We start from the raw sequence: 21625 nt of genomic DNA on the forward strand, positions 1-21625 counted from the left end.
TTAATCTGCTTGTTTGATTAGCTTTTTTGTCAAAGTGATTTGTTTTCAATAGGCTGTACCCCATTGATACACTACCGAGTCGCATAAAACCCATATCAATAGAATTTTATTTAGGGTCTGTACTAGAATAACTCTCATGTTATACTAGTTTTATGAAGATAACCTATTGTAAACTCAGTAAAAAAGTACAAAAAAGACTGCTTGAATTTTTTTTTGTACTTGAAGTGACTGCTCGTTCGGCAGCTGATTTGCTACAAATACACCCAAATTCAGCAGCTTTATTCTACCATAAAATCAGACTTGTGATGGAATACCATCTTAATCTTGAGGCTAAAGAATTGTTTGATGGCGAAATAAAGCTTGATGAAAGCTATTTTGGTGGTATTCGTAAAGGCAAGCGTGGTCGCAGAGCTGGTGGTAAAACAGCTGTTTTCGGTCTTTTAAAACGCAACGGTAAAGTCTTTGTGGTTGTGGTTAAAGACACCAAGACTAACACACTCATGCCTATCATCACAAGCAAAATCAAGCCTGACAGCATTGTCCATACTGATAGCTATCGTAGTGACAATGCTCTTGATGTCAGTGATTTTAAGCATGTTAGAATTAACCATTCCAAAGAATTTGCAAAAGACCATAATCACATCAACGGCATTGAAAACTTTTGGTCGCAAGCCAAGCGTGTTTTAAGAAAGTACAATGACATTGACAATAAACACTTTCATCTTTTTATCAAAGAAACCCCAACCTTGGCAATCTCGGGCGACTATTTTTCTCCAAATAACCTTGTTTTATCTTAAATAATCTCTTTATATATCAATATTTTATGATTATTATCAGTGTTGATGATAATTATGCACTTTGTTGTATTTTTATATATTGTCACGAAAAATGGTAGGATAAATTTACCCCATCATTTTTCGTAATTTATTATATTTTTTAATTTTTCATTCTTAAGCTCGTCAATGAAAGTAGTGGGTATTGATTGAGTTAAATCATTTTTATTTATATTTCCTATTTAATAATATTAAACTTTTTTATTCATATCCTGAAAGTCGTTGGTTTGGTTTGGGATTTAATATGCCAATTTTGCGGTGATTGATGGTGTTATTCACCGCATATTTTGCGGAGAATATGTGGTATATAACCGCAGATGAGGTGAAATTGAGTGGAGGTGGTTGATGTTTATATTCATAAATATTTAAATTAGATGGAAGCGACAAATTACGATAAAATAAGATAAAATACGATAAGTTGCGACATTTTATGGAAAATAACGATTAAATTACCCAAGCCACCTACTTTATCAGAACTAGAAGCGAGTGATATTTCATCTGTGCTTTTGAGATATTTGTCAGAACACCCACCAACAGATGCCAAGGGGCGTTATTTGTCACGGGAGCAGTTTCGCTATCGTCACCCAACTGACAGCAAACGGCGTTGGCTTGCTCAAAGACTCAACCGTCACGCCATTATGCAGTCGATGTCTATTGGTGGTTATCAATTCTCGTATTGCTTACCACAAAGCCTGCAAGCCAAGCTATATTACATTGAGCATCACTATCACCAATGGCAATGGTCTATTGATACCGATGAGCTACTCTTTGAAGAGCCGATTACCAGTGCTCAGCTTGAAGGTGCATCTACCACACGCAAGGTTGCCAAAGAGTTACTCGGCAGTCGCCGTGCATCTATGAATAAAAGCGAGGTGATGATTGTCAATAATTATCACTTGATGCAAGCAGTGAAACAATAAATAAATCAACCGCTTGACATCACTATGATTTTGCAATTGCATCAAATCGCCACAGAGGGTGCGATTGACAATGATGCGATTTCGGGTGAATTTCGCCAAGATGATGAGATTGTCATTGCTGATTATCATGGGCAAATTGTTCATCAACCCCCTGCATGGCAGACGCTACCGACCTTGATGCAGGCGTATTGCGATTTTGCTAATGCCGATCATCAAGGGGATGACTTTATCCATCCGATTGTCAAAGCGATTATTCTGCATTTTCTACTCGGCTTTATTCATCCTTTTGGTGATGGTAATGGTAGAACTGCCCGAGCTTTGTTTTATTGGTCACTACAAAAATCAGGCTATACGCATTTTGATTATATCTCCATCAGTCGCTTATTGTACAAAGCACCCAAACAGTATGCGCAAAGCTATATTGATGTAGAAACTGATGAATTGGATATGACTTATTTTATTGCTTATCAGCTCACTATCATTGACCGCGCTATTAACGATTTACAGGCGTTGCTATCGATTGACCAAGTGCCGCAATCTATGCCAAAATCCGTACCTGCAAATCCGACTGTTGATTATAGTAGTCTTAGCATCCATCAGTATCAGCTACTCACAAATACGCCAGCTGACCAAGTGTTGACTGCCAAACAAGTGTCTAATGAGCTTGGCATCTCAGATAGTACCGCTCGTAAGCTACTCAATGAACTTGAGAGTATGGGATTGGCAACCACTGTGCGTAATGGTCGTGGTAAGGGGTATTTGTTGGTGAGGTAGGATTGATGTTGTCTTTAAGTGCTTTAATTAAAGGTATGTTTTGCATGGTTTGAGATTTTGGTGTACCGGTGCATCATCCACCCAAAATCTCTCTCAAAAATGCCCTCAAACTCAAACACTGTATCCCTTCAAAAGTATTGCCGTCAAATTCGTCCATTGTCACCACATATTTCGGGTAGTTGTCTTGAATTTTCAGCAGGTTGCCAAATTCTCGCTCAAGCGTTTTTTCTTCATTAATGGTCAGTGCGGCCTGCACATAAATACGTTCGCCATTACTCTCTGCTACAAAGTCAATTTCTTGGCTATTTAAACCGCCGATTTTGACATCATAACCTGCAATTTGAAGATGATTGAATATGCAGTTTTCAAGCAATTTGCCACGATCTTGTACCCGATAGCCAATCAGGGCGTTTCGCAAACCTAAATCTTCAAAATAGTATTTTTCGCCAATCTCAAAAATGCGTTTACCTTCAATATCATAGCGTGGTACTTTGTGAATTAAAAAGGCGTTGGCAAGATATTCCACATAATTTTGTACCTGCATGCTTGATGTGGTAATTTTCTGCGATTTTAAAAAATCAGAGATTTTTTTGGCGGAAAACAGATTGCCAATATTGCTTGCTAAAAATTGCGTAAGTTGCTCTAAAAATTGCACATTTCGTAACGCATAGCGGTTCACAATATCCCGAATGGCAATGGTGGAATAGATATTCCTCAGATATTCAAACACGATGTTGTCTTGCAACGGCAAGTCTTTCAAATAAGGCAAACCGCCATATTTCAAAAACAGCGACATCGATTTATCGCTATCGTCCAGTTTCATAAATTCAAGAAATTCAAAATAAGACAGGGAATGGACATTAATTTCAATCGCTCGCCCACTCAGGCTGCCTGCAATATCCCGTGAAAGCAAATGAGCATTGCTACCCGTGCAATACAAATCCAATTCGTCATCTAATAAAAGCGAACGCAATGCTTGTTCAAAATCTGTAATTTCTTGAATTTCATCGATAAAAATGTAATTTTTTTGACCGCTCTTTTTCTGCTCTTGCACAAAATCATTCAGGTTCTCTGCGGTTGTAATGTGACTAAATGCCAAGTCTTCTTTGTTGATATAAATAATGTGGGCATTTTCATCCACTGTTTGAATCTCTTGCATAATCTGAAACAGCAAATAGCTTTTACCCACACGGCGTTGCCCAGTAAACACTTTAATCAAAGGTTTTCCGATAAACGGGCGTACCATTTCAAGGTATTTTTGGCGATAAACTAAATCTTTTTTCACGGTAAAATCCTAAAACTATAATTGCTATTTTACCTTAATATAGAAAAAGTTTCAATTATACTTTAAACTTTTTCTATACATAAAAAAGTTTCAAGTATAAAATAATTATCCAATGGTAAATTGTATGGAATGATTTGGGGCAAATTGATGGATTGTTTCTTTAAATCTGCATCGCTACGCACATGATCTAGGGTATGCAATACGCTACTAGCAAATTTAGATAATTTACGTCAAATTGCGATGAAGTTGTCTAAGCCTCCCACTTTATTGGAGCTAGAAATGCGGGATATGGATTGGTAAAGTGAGGTTGATATCGCTTTTAAGCGTTTTGATCAAAGGGTGTTCACCTCCCCACCTCCTGCAAATACCCAAAACGATAAAACGGCTCACGGTAATTATGGTACAGCTTTCTTAAATTTACCGTATCTCGACAAAACATAGCCGTGCGTATATTTATTCGATAGACATCTAGGCAGGTGCGTAATGAGCCGATGAAATCTTTGGTTTCAGGTGATTGGAGATTGGATGGTTGATATAAACACTCAATATTATCCAGTATTAACAAATATCGCTGATTGCCTGAAATAATTTGCTCAAATACAACTCTGAGAGAATAACAGCTATCTGCTTGATTGGGACAAACAGTTGCAATCATGTGGGTCAAAAAATGCTGATAAATAGATGCTTGCACATCAGCAAAGTCATAATAAATCACATGGATGTCAGTATCTTTAGACAGTCTTTCCAAGACTTGCTTATATTCATCCAATCGATACAAATACACATCATCACTGCTATAAAACACAGCAGTATCTAATATCCCTTCACAAAAGGCATCAAAGATACGTGTTGGTAGGTCTTTTATGGGTTTTTGGATTGTCATATATTTGATGGCTATCTCAATCATCTACAGATGCGTACGCTGTCATTTGTGCATAAATAAATTCAGGTACCATGCAAAATTTAGGCTCTCCATCTTTTATAATCGCAATCACATCTTTTTCGACAACTTCCATCCAGTAATCAAAATTCTCTTCTAACTCTGATAGCTCGATGTAGTGTTTAGGTGCGTAATCTTGAAGTGTTAGCTTTTGGGTGCTTGCTTGTTCCATATGAGTTTCCTTTTTTATGTTGTGATGGTTCTAAGGTTATTTGAAATGGGCTGTTTTGGCAAGCTGTTGCTCATAGGTATTTTGCAAGTCCAGCCAAAATCTAGGGCTGTTGCCAAAATACTGTGCCAAACGCAAAGCGGTGTCTACATAAATACCACGCCGTTCACTGATAGATATCATTAAGATGGTCAGGTGCAACGCCCAAAGCCTTTGATAAAGAAGCTTCTGACAATGCCAAAGGTTTTAAATATTCTTCACGCAGTATCTCACCCACGTGAATCAGTCTCATGCTGTTGTTGGACATAGGCACTCCATGATGTTATCGCGTAGGTAGTAATTAGTAAGTATTTGCAGTCTGGGTAGTAATTGCCTGTCCCTTGGCGTATTTTACCATAATTAATTAGCAATAATGATCTAATAGATAAAATTCTTGCTGATGTATAACTGCATGAGCAAACAGATGGAGATTGTTATCACCATGTGGAGTTTTTTTAAAAAATCTAAGACGTTCGATTTATTTTACAGTTTGTTTTACCCAATGAGTGGTTCATGCTGTCCAGAAGGTCATATTTATTCTTCGTTGCGACAAAGTAGTAAAAATGAAAGAAGACCAACTTCCCGAGAAATGCAGAAGGTTGGTTCTTGACCAAACTCTCATCTTAATCTTAACCTAGTGTCTAAGAATTGGGATTGGCTTGCCTAGCGGTTTTAATTGAAGCTTTACTTATTTACAATAAATTGCCTTTATAGTTGATATATTGTTGCTAATTCAGCGCGGCATTTTGATCTTTATATGAATCTTTATAAAATACAGGTGGAATAGCTATTTCATCAAAAAATTCCAAAACTTCGGTCTTTCCAAGTGCAACTTTTGATGATTCCTCTGCATTACCTTTCAGTATTTCTTTTGCAGAATCAGTAGCTTTATCCAACCCCACATAAGAGGAAGAACTCTCTGTTAAAATGTTGTCAATTACCACCAAATTATTGCCAATTCTATGTCTTACGATTTGATCTAAAAATAATTGCTGAGAACTTAGAGTAATATCCATAATATTTTGAGCTGCTTCCCAGAATTTTCCTTCACCCCAATCAGTTAATCCGCCTTTTTTATTTGCGTTTGGATTAATGGTCTTTTTGGATGATAATGTTCCAATGGATAATATTTTCACTTCTTTCATCGAGCATTCAAAAAACTTATCTGCTTCGTGCAAACCAATCAAACTAGGATTGTTAGCAAATAGACCACCATCTATATATTCACTATTGCCAATACGATGTCTCTTAAAATATGTTGGTGCCGCTGAAGTTGCTAATGCAACATCCACTATTTTTTGTCTCCAGTCTCGCTTAAAACCTTTATGATGTGGTGTTTTAAATACAACTGGAGAACCTGTTGTATAATTTATTGATGGAATGGCTACTGGATGCTTTAAATCGCCAATTAAAGCATCACCAAACCAGTCTACTAAAATATCTTTCAAAATGTCTGAATTATATTTTGCCTTAAACATACCAATACAGGATTGTTTCTTAAAAATCTCTTCGCCTTTATCATCAAATATTTTGGCAATTTTTTCAGCAGGAATTTCATAAGCCAATGCCAGCGCTACAATACCGCCAATAGATGTACCTGTAATCAAATTAAAATAATTAGCAATACAATCATTTGTATTTTTAGCTTTTAAATTATTTTCCAATTCTTTTAACACTTCAGCAGTATATAAACCACGATAACCGCCACCAGATAATGACAGTATTTTAAAATCAGATTGATTTTGCATATTTTTTTCCACAACAAGGGCAGTTTTCATCTGCCATAATTAACATATCATTGATCTTTTCATCTTGATATTCAGAGTTGTAACGAGTTTGGTAATTATTTTTCATCATACCAGTTTCCAACCATTCTAATATCATATTAATACCTAATGAGCTTGCCATCATTCCACCGGATACAGCATAGGGCGTAAATGCTGAACAAGCACCAAAGCGTTGTTCTTTATTTAAATTTCTAATTGGCAAAATATTTTCAGACAGTCCATTACCCGATGTTCCTAAGCATTGAATACAGCCACCTTGATGATTTTGCAATTTTGCATCACACCAAAAGCCTTGTACACATTCTCCATTGCCAAAAATCCACAAGTGTAATAAATTAGGGCGAGACTCTAATGGTATTTGTTGCACTAATTCATTGAGATATTCTTGTACTTCAATACTACCTGTTGCATCCACAATTAAATCTACTGGATTATCTATAAAGTATTGAAAGCTATAATCACTAATATTATTAATCTTGGTGTTTAATTTTTGTATTTGATTAAAACTTTGCCTTTGTGTATATTCTTTAAATGCTTGAGATTTACTTTTTCCGCTATATTCTATACCTAATAAATGTCGCCCAACATTATCAACACTTAAAATGTCGTTATCAATAATAGTAAATTCATTATCAATACCTGCACCAATTTTGATTAAAGAATCTGCCATATATCCACCAATTGCTCCCAAACCAACCTGAAAAACTTTTTTACCTAACAAACCATTCTGTGATTTCTCTGGTAAATTTCTTAAAACACTGGTTTTAAAATCAATTAAATTTACCGTATAAAATACTACCTTTTGAGTTAAGTGGTGATTATCTAAAAATTGTTTTAATATTTTATTTTGACAGTCATTCCATTCAAATGATGCGCCCATTAATTTGCTTTGCCACTTAATCAATATATTAATAGGTTTTTTCCTGTGTTTTTTATTGATGTGATTTAGATATTCTCTTAATTTTTGGTAAGCACCACCATCCCACCTTTGAATAAAATCTAAAAATGATTGAACAGAAACTTGATTATTTTTGAACAACTCTAAAAAATTTGGATTATTTTGGTCATTGATTGGCAAACAAAAAATATCATTTTTATTTTTTGAGTCTAAAAAATGATAGGTTTCTTCTTTTTTTAAGATATACCAAGATTGACTTTTTTCATTAGTTAAATCGCTCAATACAATAACTGTACCCAAAAAATCTTTTGTCAACTCTCGGATGTATTGATTTTTATCTAAAAGTTTAACAAAAAAATCTATTAAATATTTTTCAATGATATTAATCAACTTGTCTAAATCACTTCTTGGAATAACTTCATTATTTTCCATAAAATAACAAATGTAATACAGTTCATTATTTAAATAAGTAATTTGTCTTTTTTGTAAATGAGGTATAGGTTGGATAATATGTGGGAAATCTTTTTGTAAGAGCAATAGTTGATTTTCTGTTATATAAATTTTAGGAAAATCTAACAAGTTTGAATTAGAAAAAATCAAAAAATACTCAATTTTTGTATTTGTTACAAAAATTTCTTTTTTGTAACAAATACTTTTATCGCTTAGCTGGCTGTTTTTAAAATCCAAAAATGAGATTGGTTCATATTGGTGATAAGATAATTTTTCAATAATTTTATTGCGGTAATTCATCATTTTTTAACACCAATTTAAAAAATACATTATTGATACGAATGTTAATCCAATCATTGATATGGGTTTCACTGCTACAAATCCAAAATAAATGAATATTCTTATCATAGTAACTATTTTTAGGTAGTTCATTCCAGCCATCTAAATCGGTTTTTGACGGCTTTGGGTAGATTTCTGGGTGTGTATGCCATTCTCCCAAATAATTCCATTGATGATTTGATTGTTTGTTCAATTTTTTCAATAATTTGAAATTATAGTCAGCCGATTTTTGTGTGCGAATACATAAAAAACGACTGAGTTTATCAAATGGAGTGGGGGTGGTAATTGCTTTAACCCAAAAAGCATTTTCCCACACCAATCCAACAAGCAGACCCAAGGATTCAGGTTGTCTGCCTTGTAATTTTTGTCGATAAGTAGTTAGTTGGGTAATAATGTGAGTATCTACACGAACCACAAAATCACAATCAACTGCTTGCCATTCTGTATAATCCATTAACCTTGTCTTAATGGGACTTGTGGGGTGATGTTTGATTGCACCAATGGTGGTGTATCAAAAATAGCTTGCCGAGAAGTTTCAATCAAATCCTCATCTTGCGGTATTCTGCTACCCCACTCATTTATGATGAATTTTAGCGCTTTGGTTTTATCAAAATTATTTAAACTCGCCATAAAATTTCGATAAAGTGCATCAGCATATTGGCTGGCTTCAACTCTTTCACCTTCTTTCATGCGGTTAAAATCTTCACTTTCGTGTTCTTCAATATTTTCATAAACATTGCCATTCAAAGCATTTGGCAATTTTTCTAAAACTGATAATAGTGCTAAGTCATCACGATATTGATGATATTGATAATGCTTGCAGGCGATAATCATCAATAAAATAGAGCTTGGCTGAAAAGATTTATCTGCAAATTGCCAATCACGCCACGCCTTTAAGTAGCGGCAAACTGCTCGTAATTGCTGACCATTATTTTCCAAAGATTTTAATTTATCGGCAAACCATTTACGAATCAGTTCACAGTCACTTTTTTGCCAAGTACCATCTCGTCTTGCCATATGAATCATTTGAATATTTTTATCCATTAAAGATTCTTCAGCAAATGATTTAATATTAAAATCTTCTAATGCCCACTCAGAATAATTTAAACTTTCATGAATAGCAGTTGCACTGTCCAGTGATAGTTGCAATTCATAGCGTTCCTCCAAATCATCAAACATATCATCTGGAACAGCATAAAGTGGAATATCCATATGAGCATTACTTTTGATTTTAATGCGAATACATGATGATGGTGCAGAAGTATCTAACAGCCATTTGTGTTTATGACATAAATTTTCCATCATCAATTCTACTTTTTCAAAATAATTTTTGGCTTGTTCACTTGCACCAGCATCAGGATTAAAGCCTTCAAATGCACGAATAGGCAAATATACTCCGTAATCAAAATCCATTTCTTGATCTTCTTTGGCAGGTAAATTGCAAGTACCATACGCCCATGACCCTTGAATGCGAAATTTTGGGGCAATATTAGTAATTCCTTGTTGCTCCAAAAATTCCTTGATTTTGGTCTTTAAGTGGCTTTTAACATCTTTTTTAACCTGATTAAAAAAGTTTAAGTCCTGTTCTGTTGGAGTGATTTTTTTCTTAAAACCAATCTCTCTGTCTACAAAAATACGATGAAGATTATTTGTATAATGAGTCATATTTCACCTTTAAATAAATAACATGCTATATAGGGCTATCAGTAATAAATTTCAAACCAATTTGACCGTTACTACACTCTCTGTAAAACACTCAAATGCTGCAACTTTAGCAATCCTTGTGAAATTAAGCAATTAAGGAAAGCAATGTTATAGATTGAGCTGTTATTGTATATTCCACCCTTATTTGACCACCCCATAAAAAACCACCAGCCAAGCCAATTTGCTCAACTGATGGTTTTGATATCAACTTGCTTTAAAAACTCATCCCCAAACTCACACCACTCACCCAATCTTTGTTTGAAAAGCCGTTGGGCTCACTGATTGCTTTTGAGGTGAAGATGTCGTAATTAAAACTTAGGTAAGGGTTATTTGTATTTGGTGTGTAGTGTCCTTTGATGCCAATGAAAGCACCTGCCAGATGTTGTCCAAGCAGTCGCTCATTTTGGCTTTTGTCGTGGTTGGTGATGTAGCCTGCATCCAGTCCTAGGTAGATGGCATGGCTTGATTGGCTGTTTTGTGAGTTGTTTTGGCTGTTTGCTTTTTGCTGATTTAAAAAGCTTGGATAAAAGCTGATATCTTGTCTGATAAGGAGACCATTATCCGCTGATAATGAACGCTCCCCATCAAAACCTCTGACGGTGTATCTGCCACCAATAGCCATCTTTAAATCTGGTGTGAGACTGTCGGTGGCGTATTGGGCTTTGAGTGTGGTGCTGTGGATGATGGGTAGTGGTTTATTGCCTATGATTGGGCCATATCGACTGGTTAGATTTGAGTTTAGCTGATAGATGCCAACACGAGCTGAGCCTTCATCAAACAGCTCTTCTGGTGCGGGCAGTGCATTAAAAGCGGCTGTGCCTCGTTTATAAGAAATATCGGTACTTAGGCTATGCTTGGCTTGTTTGCCAAAAGTGGTCTCATGGGTGATACCAAATAAATAACCTGCGGTTTTACGGGTTTGTACATCAATGAGGGTACCATCAATATCACTTTGTTGGGATTTGGCATATGCGCCAGCATACACATGGCTTTTACTATGAGCATCTCTGTGTATTAGATGAGACAGCTTGGCGTTGTACCCACGAGAAGTACCACCATAGATATAATCTTGGGTACTGCCTGCCACGGTTTGATGATAGCTGTAGCGATTGGCATTGAGCTGTAAAACGCTGCTTTTAATAGGAATCACATAACCAATACCATAATTCTTAGAGCCTTTGCTCTTATCAGAGGGATAGTCTTTGTCATCATTGATTTGATTGCCCAAATCTCGCCCAAAGCTGAGATAGAATAAATCATTATAGTTTGCCAAATTATCCGCACTGAGTGTCGCCACCCCTTGATATTTCCCTGTGGATTTAGAGCCTGAATCATCAATGCTTAGACTGCCACGAAGACGGCGGTGTTGAGTGTAGTCAATTAAAATATCGCTAAAGCCAATACCGCTACCCGTATGGTTATCATTGCCAATCGCTTGTAACTCATCAGATGGCGCAATCTTAAAATTAGCATCAGCACTTGGCACGCGTTTAAAATTCTCAAGCGTGGTTTCTAAATCACGGATGTTTAATAGCTTGCCTGTTTGCGTGGTGAGTGCTGTGTCTAAAATGGCAGGATAAGCCCTATTTGTCTGTTTAACATAGACAGGTACTTTGCTATCCGCTGTATTCACCACCACCTGAGCAATCTTACCTGGGATTAAGGTTAGCCTTAGCTCACCATCTGTCAAATTCTGATCACCCACCATAATACGACTGGTGACATAGCCTTGTTCAATCAAGCGGTTTTGCACACGAGTGGCAATGGCATGGATGTCAGTAACTGTCATACACTTACCTAATACGCTGCTGTTGCCCATGATTTCAGGCATGAGTGCAAAGCCAAGCGTGTCTGTAAAGATGAGATCATCTTGGGATAGTACTGAATAGCCTATTTTATGAATATCCAAGCAAATGGCGTTATCTGCTACGGGTTGCTCTTGGATTTGGGTGGTGGTATCAGTGGCAGCTGTATCTGCCACCACGCTTGGATTTGGTACCAATTGCTCTAGCAATGCCTGATTGCGAGCATCTTGGGTTTGGATTAGGGTTTGGTTGGTGGTGTTGGCAGAGACGGTGTTATGAACCAAAATTGCAGTAATTGTGGTGGCAAGGATTGTTGATCTAATCATAGGTGCATTCCAGCATCGTATTCAAGAATATTACATATTGTAACTATATAAATACAATCTTGCAATCTCATCTAAATTACCATTGCTACATTTATACATATTTGTTACACTATTATTGCTATTTATTTTAAAGGAAAATGTGATGAACCATGTATACAAAACCGTCTTTAACAAATCCACACAGACTTGGATGGCGGTTTGTGAATATGCTCGTCGTGTTGGTTGTGGTAGTGCAAGTGGTGGCAGCAAATCTGTGACACGAGGCGTAGCGGGTTTACTTACTTTTTTATCCTTTGCAGTGCTTATGGCTTTGCAGTCAGCCCATGCCAACACCCCCACCACCATCATTGCAGATAAATCCGCTGATAAAGCCTTACAGCCGATTGTATTAAACACCGCAAGTGGTGTGGTTTCTGTCAATATCGCAACGCCCAATGCTCGTGGCTTATCCAATAATCATTACAGCCAGTTTGATGTCGGCAGCACAGGTGCTGTATTAAATAACAACCGTAAAGCAGTGGGTACCCAAATCGCAGGCTTTGTACAAGCCAACCCCTATATGGCTCGTGGGGAAGCTTCTACCATCTTAAACCAAGTCAATTCAAACCATCCAAGCCACTTGGGTGGTTTTATTGAAATTGCAGGTAAAAAAGCCGATGTCATCATTGCCAATCCATCAGGCTTAGTTATCAATGGTGCTGGGTTTATCAATGCTGGTCATGTGCATCTGGCAGCAGCAAACAGTCAGGTTCATCAGGGGCAGTTGACAGGTTATGAAGTTGGCACAGGTCATATTGCCGCCCATGGCAAATTAAACCTACAAGGCACGGATTATGCGGCACTCATTGCCAAAGCTGTGCAGATTAATGATGAGATTTATGCCGGCAGACAACTTGATGTTATTCTAGGTGAAAACAGTGTCCATCTTCAAGATGGTGATTTCACACAATTAACCGCCATCAATAAACAAACCAGTACATCATCCGCCAATCAAACCACCAATAAGGAGCAACAAGGTGCTACGCCAATCTTGGCATTGGACATCTCAAATCTTGGTGGGATGTATGCAGGTAAAATCCACTTAGTCGGTACTGACAAAGGTTTTGGGGTCAATAACCAAGGGGTCATTACAGCCACAGGTCGTGGACAACAGCTTGGTGTTGGTACGCTCACCTTGGACAGCCAAGGCAATCTGGTCAATACTGGTAAAATCCTAGCCAAAGATGCTGTCACCATTGGCACCCATGGCAGCACCACTCAAAACAACGGCACCCTGTTAAGTGAGCAAGCAGACATTGCTATCAATACCGCAAGTCTTAATAACACAGGCATCATTCACAGCACCCAAACTGCCAAGATTGCAGCCAAAGAAGCGATTGAAAACCGTGGCAGTGTCTATGGCGGTGTTTTGCAAGTGGATACGGGTAAGCTTGATAACACCGGTCAGCTGATCCAAACTGGTACAGGTAAGCTTGATATCACCACCGATACACTGATCAACATTGATAAAGCGGTGATTGGTCAAAGCCTGTATGGACAAACCAGTATCCCTACACCCTCTGCCCCAAGCAGTGATCAAAGTGCTGGCAGTATTAGCAATCAGCCGAAAGACAGTACGGCAGGCAGTACAGGTAATTTGGGGACAGACCCACAGCCACCTGCTTTAAGTGACTCTGGTGCAAACGCACAAACCAAACCCGTCCCAAATGCTCGTGGCCATATCATTGCTACCAATCGTATTCACAACACCGGCAATCAAGCACTCATCACTGCCACAGGTGATATTGGTATCAGTGCTAATCAAACCAGTAACACCAAGCAAGCATCCATCGATGCACAAAGCCTAAATACCAACACCCTGACCAACACCGACAGTAAAATCGCCTTAGATGAGATGCACTGGCAATTAACCAGCTTTGACAACAGCAAAGGCAGCATCACTGCCAAAGATGGCATGGTGATTGGCAGTGAATCTACCATCATCAACACGGGTGGTAGCCTAACAAGCGGCACCGATATCACACTTATCGCCAAAGACAGTATTATCAATCAAGACGGCACCATGACCGCAGTCAAACAAGCAGATATCACTGCCAAAGAGTTACAAAACGGTGGTGCCATCACGGCTGATACACTTACCATCACCCAACTGGCAGACTATACCCACACCGATCAAGATAAGCTTGTTGCCAATCGCTTAGCGTTTACAACAAGTGGTAAGCTGATTAACCAAAGCCAATTGACCGCAGGTCAAACATTAACACTGAATGCCAATCACATTGATAACACGCAAGCAGGTATCATCACAAGCGGCAATCATACACAGATTACTAGCCAAACGGATATCACAAACCAAGGCTTTCACAATGGCGATACGACCATTGTGAAAGCCAATGACACCATCAACAACCTTGCTGGTGGTCGTCTCTATGGCACACATCTTGCCATCCAAGCTGACACGCTCAATAACACACCAGCAAAAGCCAAAGATATCGATACTCACCACACTGCCCCTGTCATTGCTGCCAGACAGCGTCTGGATATTGGTGTTAATCACTTAAACAACCACCCCAACCCTGACAGAGCGGGTAAATTCAATGACGGCTTTGACAATCAGGCCTTAATCACAAGTCTAGGTAGCCTGCACATTGGCGGCAGTCTAGATGACAATCAGCAAGCTACAGGCAAAGCAGAGACGGTTGTTAATAAAGGAGCAACGATTGAGTCTGGTGGGGAGATGGTGGTTAATACCAAAACCTTATTGAACACCAATGCTGACTTTAAAAAGCATACGGTTAAGGTAGAAGCAGAATCTGTTTATGGGCAAACACTGTATCGTAACCGTGAGCAATCAGGGGCAGCCCCTGTCATTCAAAAAAGCACCGATGTTGCTGATTTGGGCAAAAAGCCTATGGCGGGGCTGTTTGACTGTGCTGACGGTAGCGATTGCATCATCAATTATGACAATGATTCTGCCATCTGGGCATACTTTAAGATTGATGCACCCAAAGAGCCTATTCCAGACATCAAAGCCAAAGATCTCTTAGATGAGCCTGAGCTGCCAAAGGATGAAACCGCCCAAAGCTGTGCTTTGGCAGGTGCAGACAACCAAGCGTGCGTCCAGTACAATAAAGATCTGGCGAATTACACTAAGGTCATGGGTCCTTTATTAAAATGGGAAGAGGATAATGCTGCACCCATCGAAGCGCTAAATTTAGCCATTCGAGAGTATAACCGCCAGTTCACCAAAGACAAAAGCGATGTGGATCTGGCACTAAACATCTACACCACCGATGAAGCGTACTTAGGTCCAACCAGCCGTAAAGGTGCACCGACTGGCGCTTTATACGTTAAGCAAGCAAACGGAAGCTACCAGCGTGTTGGTGAGGAGATTGATGAAATCACGGTGGACTTTGTTGTCTATGAAGACAAGACACTCACCTCTGACCCTGCTCGTATGGTGGCTGGCAATAATCTTATCATTCATGGCGATACCCTGATTAATGATAAAAGCCAAATGAATGCAGGTTTAGGCTTTGCAGTGCTTGGTGATACAGTCATTCAAACACCTGACAATGGCTTGTATGGTGAAAAAACCAAAGTCACTGAAAATGGTCGATATGTCAGTCGTACAGTGGTCTCATCTGGTGCAGGTCGCAGGCACAAGCGCATTGATATCGGCAGTGGCGCTTTTGTGCAATCCTTTGCGCCACTAGCAACGTATCAGCTGCCCATTTTAAACGCCACCATCAATACCACACCAAGCAGCACAGGTATTGATAAACCAGCCACAGGCAATGATGTCTCTACCATCATCAAGGATGTCAATGATGACACCATCACCTTACCAACTTCAGCCTTATACATCATCACTGCTGACGACCCTAACTTGCCACTGATCCAAACTGACCCTGCGTTCACTGATGACAAACAGTGGTTATCCTCTGATTATATGCTAAAAGCACTACAATCAGACCCAAATCACATCCACAAACGCCTCTCTAATGGCTATGGTGAGCAAACCCGAATCAAAGATCAGTACTATCTACTGACAGGCCGACACATCAACACCGATTATCACAGTAACGAAGAAGCCTATAAAGCCTTAATGGATAATGGCATCACGGCAGCCAAGCAGTTTGGCTACACGCTTGGCACCGCACTCACCGCCGAGCAGATGGCAAACTTAACCACAGACATCGTCTGGCTGGTCAAACAGTCCATCACGGTCGCCACCAAAGACAAAGATGGCAATCGCCTCAGCAAAACCCAAGAAGTATTGGTGCCTAAGCTGTATCTTAGATCTGCCAACATTGCGACAGGCACACTTACCCCTGATGGTAGATACAGTGCTGTCTCAGCAAGAAATATTGACATGCAGCTGACAGGCAATTTAGATAACAATGGCAACCTCATCGCCAAAGATACCGCTGCCATTAGCGCAAATAATGTCAATAATACAGGCACCATTTATGGCAACTTTGTCGCCATCAAAGCAAACAATGACATCACCAACCATGGCACCATGTATGCCAACAGTGCCATGGGTCTTGATGCCAAAAACCGCATCATCAACCAAAGTCTAACCACCACCCAAACAAACACGCAAGGCAGAAGTAGCAGTAGTCGCACCGATATCAGCCAAATTGCCACCATCAGCGTAGGCACAGGACTAAAAGACAGTACAGATGAAAACGGCAAACCATTAACCACCCTAAGTCTGCGTGGCAATCAGATCATCTATCAAGGTGCCACATCAGACAACGCAGGCGGCAGCACCCAAATGACTGCCCAAAACGGCATTGACATTGGCACTGTTACCACAAGCAATCACATCAGTGCTGTGGCAGATGACAATGATTACTTTAGCTACAGTCAAACACAAGATGTGGGGTCAACCATCACAAGTGCTGGCAATACCATCATCAAAACCACAGGTGAATATGCAGACATTAACATCCAAGGATCAAGCGTACAGTCGGAAGGTGTGACTGCTTTATTGGCACAAGGCGTGGGTAGTTCAATTCTTGTCACCGAAGGTCGTACCACCCAAAGCCTAGATACTGCCAACAAAATCACCGACAAAGGCATACTAAGCAAAAAGACCACCCAAACTGCCTATCAGATGGATAGCGATGCCAGTATTCAAAGCACGGTGGGCGGTGAGACTGTGCTGATGAAATCAGGTGGCAACACACAGCTAACAGGTGTAGAGGTCAAGGCTACTGAAACCATCAGCATTGAAACTGATGGTCATCTAATCATGGATGCTGCCAAAGATATCCTATCTACTAAAACCAGTAGCAGCGAAAACAACAAATGGATTGGTGCAACCGTTGATAAAGGCGACTATACTCACACCTATGAGCAGGTAGATGCCATCACCACCACCTTGCAAGCCAAGAATATCAGCACCAAATCAAATGGCTCAACGCTGCTAGAGGGTACGCAGTTTCATTATTCTGACAATGCGACTGTGGTTAGTGGTGGTAAGCTATACCTACAAGCCGCCATCTCAGGCACCTCTGAACACACTACCAGTAATGATAACTATGTCGTCTGGCAAAAGACTGAGGATAGTGGTAGTATTAAGCAAACTGCCACACTACCAAGCTTTGTAGGCAATAATACACCGACCATCATCGCTTTAGATGGCGTAGAGATACAAATCCCCATCTCTCAAAAAGAGCAAAAGGCAGGTATCACGCTACAAGAGCAAATCGATACACTCATACAACAGCCTGAGTATAGCTATTTATATCAGTTTATTGATAGAGAAGACACCCTCTGGCAAGAGATTATCCTAGCAGAAGAAAGCTGGGATTATAAGCAAGAAGGGTTGACGCCTGCTGGTGCTGCCATTGTGGCGATTGCAGTTGGTATGGCAACAGGCGGTGCTGCCAGCGGTATCGCCGGCACCGTCGCTGCTAATGTGGGCAGTCAGACTGTCGGAGCAATGGCAGGTGCTGCGTTTAGTTCGCTTGCGTCCCAAGCTAGCGTTAGCTTGATTAACAACAAGGGAGATGTTGAAGCGACTCTCAAAGAACTTGGCTCCAAAGACAATGTCAAACAACTCACCCTTGCCATCGCAAGTGCTGGCATTAGCCATAAGATTGATAAGGGCTTGGGGTTAAAAGGCATAGATATCACCCAAACAGGCTTTGACCAAAGATTGGTGAAAGCCATTGCCGATAGTACCAGTACAAGCTTGTTACAGACCGCTGTCTATGGCAGTGATTTTGAGGAGAATCTCAAAAAGAACCTTAGAGTGCAGTTCACCGCTGTTGCCACTCAAGACACTCTCTCAAATATCGTCAAAGATTTTGACAGCGACACACTAAGTGATAACATTGCTCATAAGATTGCCGCAGGACTTACAGGCTGTCTATCTGCCAAAGCTGCTGGCAATGATTGTGATGCCGCCGCCATCGGTGCTGTCGTTGGTGAGATGTGGGGTGATTGGCATACCGATAACCCAAACACCCTAACCCAAGATGAAAAAGATAAACTCATCAATCAAGCCAAACTGATCGCAGGCGTCACCGCTGCCTATGCTGGTGAAGATGTCAATGTGGCTGCTGATATGGCGGCAGAGGCGGTGAGGTGGAATACTGCTAATAGGAGAGTGCCTACTCGACCTTATTCTCATCAATTAAGACGGGATATTATTGCTCGTGAAACAATATCTATTAGGGAGGTCTATCCAGAGTTTGCTGGCATACGATCTTATCGCAGATCAGATACTCCTAGCCAAGCAGAGGTATGGGAATATCAAGCTCTTGGTAGATTTGTAAGAAATTCAAAACAAACTTATCCAGATCCCTACCAAGAATTTCGGCGTATATATTATCACGGCTATTCTGATTTAAACCCGATATTACCAAATGGGCAAAGAACAAAAATTACTTTTGGGGGTAATGCCAATCAGGGTTATCATACTTGGCGACATGTTAATAGTTATAATATGGATATGTTTTATGTAGTTCCTATCATAAGAAGAGATTTGCATCGATTAAATCTCAATAGTATGCCAATCAATCAGACAGAACGGCATACAGTCAAGATTAACGGTACTAATTTAACATATTCCATCAACAGAAGAAGCGTAGATACTTTTAATATAGGACGGATTCATGATGCACAACAACCCTGATACAATACCACGCCGTTTAAAACAAGGCGAGATTCGACTTATTAAATATTTATTAAAACATAACAATATGCCATGCAAATTACATAAACCGCTTGAAGATATGTATGTGATTGATTTAAGTGATGATGGAATGGGATCTCTTCAATTTTGCCGTGATAGTGCCAATATAAGAAAGTTTGGCTGTAATATCTTGGAGGCTATAGCCTATGATACCGATGGGAGGCTGATCAACATTGCTTTATATGTTGATCGTGATGGTTATCTCTATGAACTTGATAGCTTTACTCAGGATTTTGAAGCACTAGCCAGCCCTCTAGGCACAATTCTGCAAGTTGATAATATTGCCAGCCCGCCAGTTGCTTTGGATTAAACGATTTAAATTCTAAAAATAAATATCAAAAAACAAGATTGTGATGCTGCTACCATCGGTGAGATGTGGGGTGATTGGTACACTGACAATCCAACGACTGTGGTAAATATCATGGTGAGAAAAATCTTGAAACCCTCAGGCAAATAGGCTTGTTCATTATACCAACCACTCCAGAGGAAATTGCTATTGCAGTTGTAGCTGGTGGTGCTGGCAGATATGTGATTAAAGCTGGAGAGAAAATTCTTAGCAAGACTTTTGAAAGCAAAGAGGCTGCTGAAAAAGTGTTAGCGGAGGCTAGGAGGGTTGAGAATAATGTTTATAGGGACGATAGTTATGGTTATACTTGGTCGCAAGGAAAACCACGAGATTTTAATCAAAATTTAACTATTCATTGGAATAAACACAAAAGTGAATTTCCTGAATTAAGATCTCAGAATGACTATTATAGATTTGCAAGAGATTTTGTGGATAATCCACCTGCTGGAACCTTAACAAAAACTAGATCTAATGGGGATGTTCTTTTTTATCAACCATCTACGAATACTTTTGCTATCAAAGATAAAAATGGCAATATTAAGACAATGTTTAAGCCAAAAGATAAGGAGAAATATTGGAATGCTCAATAAGATAACATTTATTAATGATGATGAATTTTTATGTCCGTGTTGTAATCAAACAAAATTTCATCAAGATGAAGAATTTGATATATGCCCAATATGTTTATGGCAATATGATAAAATTCAAATAATAGACCCAGATTACTGTGGTGGTGCTAATGGATTATCTATAGAAGAATATAGAAAAAATTATTTATTACAAAAAGTTAAAAGGTGATTGAACATGCCTACGCTAAGAAAAATTTCCGGCAGTGTTTAAATGGTAAGTTTTCGATACTCTTTAGCTTTTTGAGCATTGTTTAAACTGTTGAAATTATTACCTAAACTATCGCTTTTGTTACTCTCTTTTATACTGCTATGTATTACAATGGTCTTGTGCTATGAAAATCGAGAAATTAATTTGGGAGATGGTTATTATTTAAGTCAGTTTAGCCCTGATGAGAAATGGTATTTTTTACACTCACGACAATCTAAAGAGCATCAATCCATGCCATCAGTTGGTATAATTGATTATTATAAAACAAAAGATTACTACATACTACACGGACTGTCCATTAAGTTATGTGATAAACAAGGGTTGTATTATTTGTGGCATGCAGACAAATATTATTATGTTATTAATAGGCATTCGGACGGTTTGGATATTTTAAAAGGCGATCAGGCATTTGAAATTTTTAGCAATACACACAATCTAGAACTAAAATTGTTTTCTATACCTGAAGTATTTGTCGAGAAAATCAGGCGTTCTCATGTGAATGCTGGCAAAGATGGATGTTTATATGATGAAAATACAATAAAAACCATACCTATGCAGGCTCAACCATCACAAGTGCTGGCAATACCATCATCAAAACCACAGGTGATACTGCCAACATCACCATGAAAGGCTTAAATCTGCAGTCAAGGGGTATAACTGCTGTTATGGCGACGGGGGATGTTAGCATCACTGAAGGCCGTGCTACCCAAAGCGTGCAAAGTACCAGCCAATTCACCAATCGTCGCCTAACAGGCAGTAAAACTGAGCAGTCTAGCTTTGGACAGTACAGTGACAAGAGCCTCATAAGTCAAGTTGGTGGTAATGAAGTCGTCATTCAAGGTGTAAACACCAGCCTAATCTCAACCGAAGTCTTGGCAGATAAGGACATTCTGATTAAGGCTGATAATCAGCTCTGCTTATCGGCTCTGCTGAAGATAGCCTAAGCCGCCATAGTAGTCA

Annotated in this window: 17 protein-coding genes and 1 pseudogene; 9 read left to right on the forward strand and 9 right to left on the reverse strand. The window is 39.2% G+C overall.

The features are described from left to right. Positions 1-152: 152 nt before the first annotated feature. From U0021_RS08880 to U0021_RS08890, 3 genes and pseudogenes are all read left to right on the forward strand, one after another. A pseudogene (locus U0021_RS08880) lies at positions 153-737 on the forward strand (IS1595 family transposase); the annotation flags it as partial. 611 nt (positions 738-1348) lie between these two features. Continuing rightward, positions 1349-1753 (forward strand): hypothetical protein, encoded by a 405-nt coding sequence (locus U0021_RS08885; protein WP_143821256.1) that lies wholly within the window; start codon positions 1349-1351, stop codon positions 1751-1753. Between the two features lie 18 nt (positions 1754-1771). Continuing rightward, positions 1772-2527, forward strand: coding sequence for a Fic family protein (locus tag U0021_RS08890; RefSeq protein ID WP_264756314.1), 756 nt, complete (start codon positions 1772-1774; stop codon positions 2525-2527). Between the two features lie 73 nt (positions 2528-2600). Here the strand turns inward: U0021_RS08890 and U0021_RS08895 are convergent, their stop codons facing one another. From U0021_RS08895 to U0021_RS08935, 9 genes are all read right to left on the reverse strand, one after another. Next, positions 2601-3812: an ATP-binding protein gene (locus U0021_RS08895; RefSeq protein WP_114801057.1), complete on the reverse strand. Its 1212-nt coding sequence runs from the start codon at positions 3810-3812 to the stop codon at positions 2601-2603. 343 nt (positions 3813-4155) lie between these two features. Next, positions 4156-4695: a hypothetical protein gene (locus tag U0021_RS08900; protein ID WP_162816832.1), complete on the reverse strand. Its 540-nt coding sequence runs from the start codon at positions 4693-4695 to the stop codon at positions 4156-4158. Positions 4696-4711: 16 nt separating this feature from the next. Further along, complete coding sequence (locus U0021_RS08905) at positions 4712-4924, reverse strand: hypothetical protein (protein WP_078255512.1); 213 nt, start codon at positions 4922-4924, stop codon at positions 4712-4714. A 163-nt stretch (positions 4925-5087) separates the two neighbouring features. Continuing rightward, a complete protein-coding gene (locus U0021_RS08910; RefSeq protein WP_264756313.1) occupies positions 5088-5228 on the reverse strand; it encodes a helix-turn-helix transcriptional regulator in 141 nt (46 codons plus the stop codon). A 460-nt stretch (positions 5229-5688) separates the two neighbouring features. Beyond that, positions 5689-6708, reverse strand: a complete 1020-nt coding sequence (locus U0021_RS08915; RefSeq protein ID WP_114801065.1) for a CBASS cGAMP-activated phospholipase — start codon at positions 6706-6708, stop codon at positions 5689-5691. Beyond that, a complete protein-coding gene (locus U0021_RS08920) occupies positions 6692-8398 on the reverse strand; it encodes a ThiF family adenylyltransferase (RefSeq protein ID WP_205276579.1) in 1707 nt (568 codons plus the stop codon). The genes U0021_RS08915 and U0021_RS08920 overlap by 17 nt, the downstream gene beginning before the upstream one ends. Beyond that, on the reverse strand, positions 8379-8888 hold the full coding sequence (locus tag U0021_RS08925; RefSeq protein WP_114801055.1) for a Mov34/MPN/PAD-1 family protein: 510 nt from the start codon (positions 8886-8888) through the stop codon (positions 8379-8381). Before U0021_RS08925 ends, U0021_RS08920 begins: the two co-directional genes overlap by 20 nt. After that, a complete protein-coding gene (locus tag U0021_RS08930; RefSeq protein ID WP_114801054.1) occupies positions 8888-10099 on the reverse strand; it encodes a CBASS cGAMP synthase in 1212 nt (403 codons plus the stop codon). The genes U0021_RS08925 and U0021_RS08930 overlap by 1 nt, the downstream gene beginning before the upstream one ends. 253 nt (positions 10100-10352) lie before the next feature. Further along, positions 10353-12269, reverse strand: coding sequence for a ShlB/FhaC/HecB family hemolysin secretion/activation protein (locus U0021_RS08935; RefSeq protein WP_114801053.1), 1917 nt, complete (start codon positions 12267-12269; stop codon positions 10353-10355). A gap of 142 nt (positions 12270-12411) precedes the next feature. Between U0021_RS08935 and U0021_RS08940 the strand changes: the two genes are divergently transcribed. The 6 genes from U0021_RS08940 (at position 12412) to U0021_RS08965 (ending at position 21609) form a co-directional block, all read left to right on the forward strand. Next, positions 12412-19422: a two-partner secretion domain-containing protein gene (locus tag U0021_RS08940; RefSeq protein ID WP_327037478.1), complete on the forward strand. Its 7011-nt coding sequence runs from the start codon at positions 12412-12414 to the stop codon at positions 19420-19422. Beyond that, positions 19403-19792, forward strand: a complete 390-nt coding sequence (locus U0021_RS08945; protein ID WP_114801219.1) for a DUF6984 family protein — start codon at positions 19403-19405, stop codon at positions 19790-19792. The genes U0021_RS08940 and U0021_RS08945 overlap by 20 nt, the downstream gene beginning before the upstream one ends. Positions 19793-19941: 149 nt before the next feature. Continuing rightward, on the forward strand, positions 19942-20418 hold the full coding sequence (locus U0021_RS08950) for a hypothetical protein (protein WP_205276603.1): 477 nt from the start codon (positions 19942-19944) through the stop codon (positions 20416-20418). Next, positions 20408-20626: a CPCC family cysteine-rich protein gene (locus tag U0021_RS08955; RefSeq protein ID WP_114801220.1), complete on the forward strand. Its 219-nt coding sequence runs from the start codon at positions 20408-20410 to the stop codon at positions 20624-20626. Before U0021_RS08950 ends, U0021_RS08955 begins: the two co-directional genes overlap by 11 nt. Positions 20627-20716: 90 nt before the next feature. Then, on the forward strand, positions 20717-21292 hold the full coding sequence (locus tag U0021_RS08960; protein WP_227538756.1) for a hypothetical protein: 576 nt from the start codon (positions 20717-20719) through the stop codon (positions 21290-21292). After that, positions 21289-21609: a hypothetical protein gene (locus tag U0021_RS08965; protein WP_162816850.1), complete on the forward strand. Its 321-nt coding sequence runs from the start codon at positions 21289-21291 to the stop codon at positions 21607-21609. The genes U0021_RS08960 and U0021_RS08965 overlap by 4 nt, the downstream gene beginning before the upstream one ends. The last annotated feature ends 16 nt before the right edge of the window (positions 21610-21625 follow it).

Origin of the sequence: Moraxella canis (assembly GCF_034424565.1) — a bacterium.
In the GTDB taxonomy this organism is placed as follows: Bacteria; Pseudomonadota; Gammaproteobacteria; order Pseudomonadales; family Moraxellaceae; genus Moraxella; species Moraxella canis.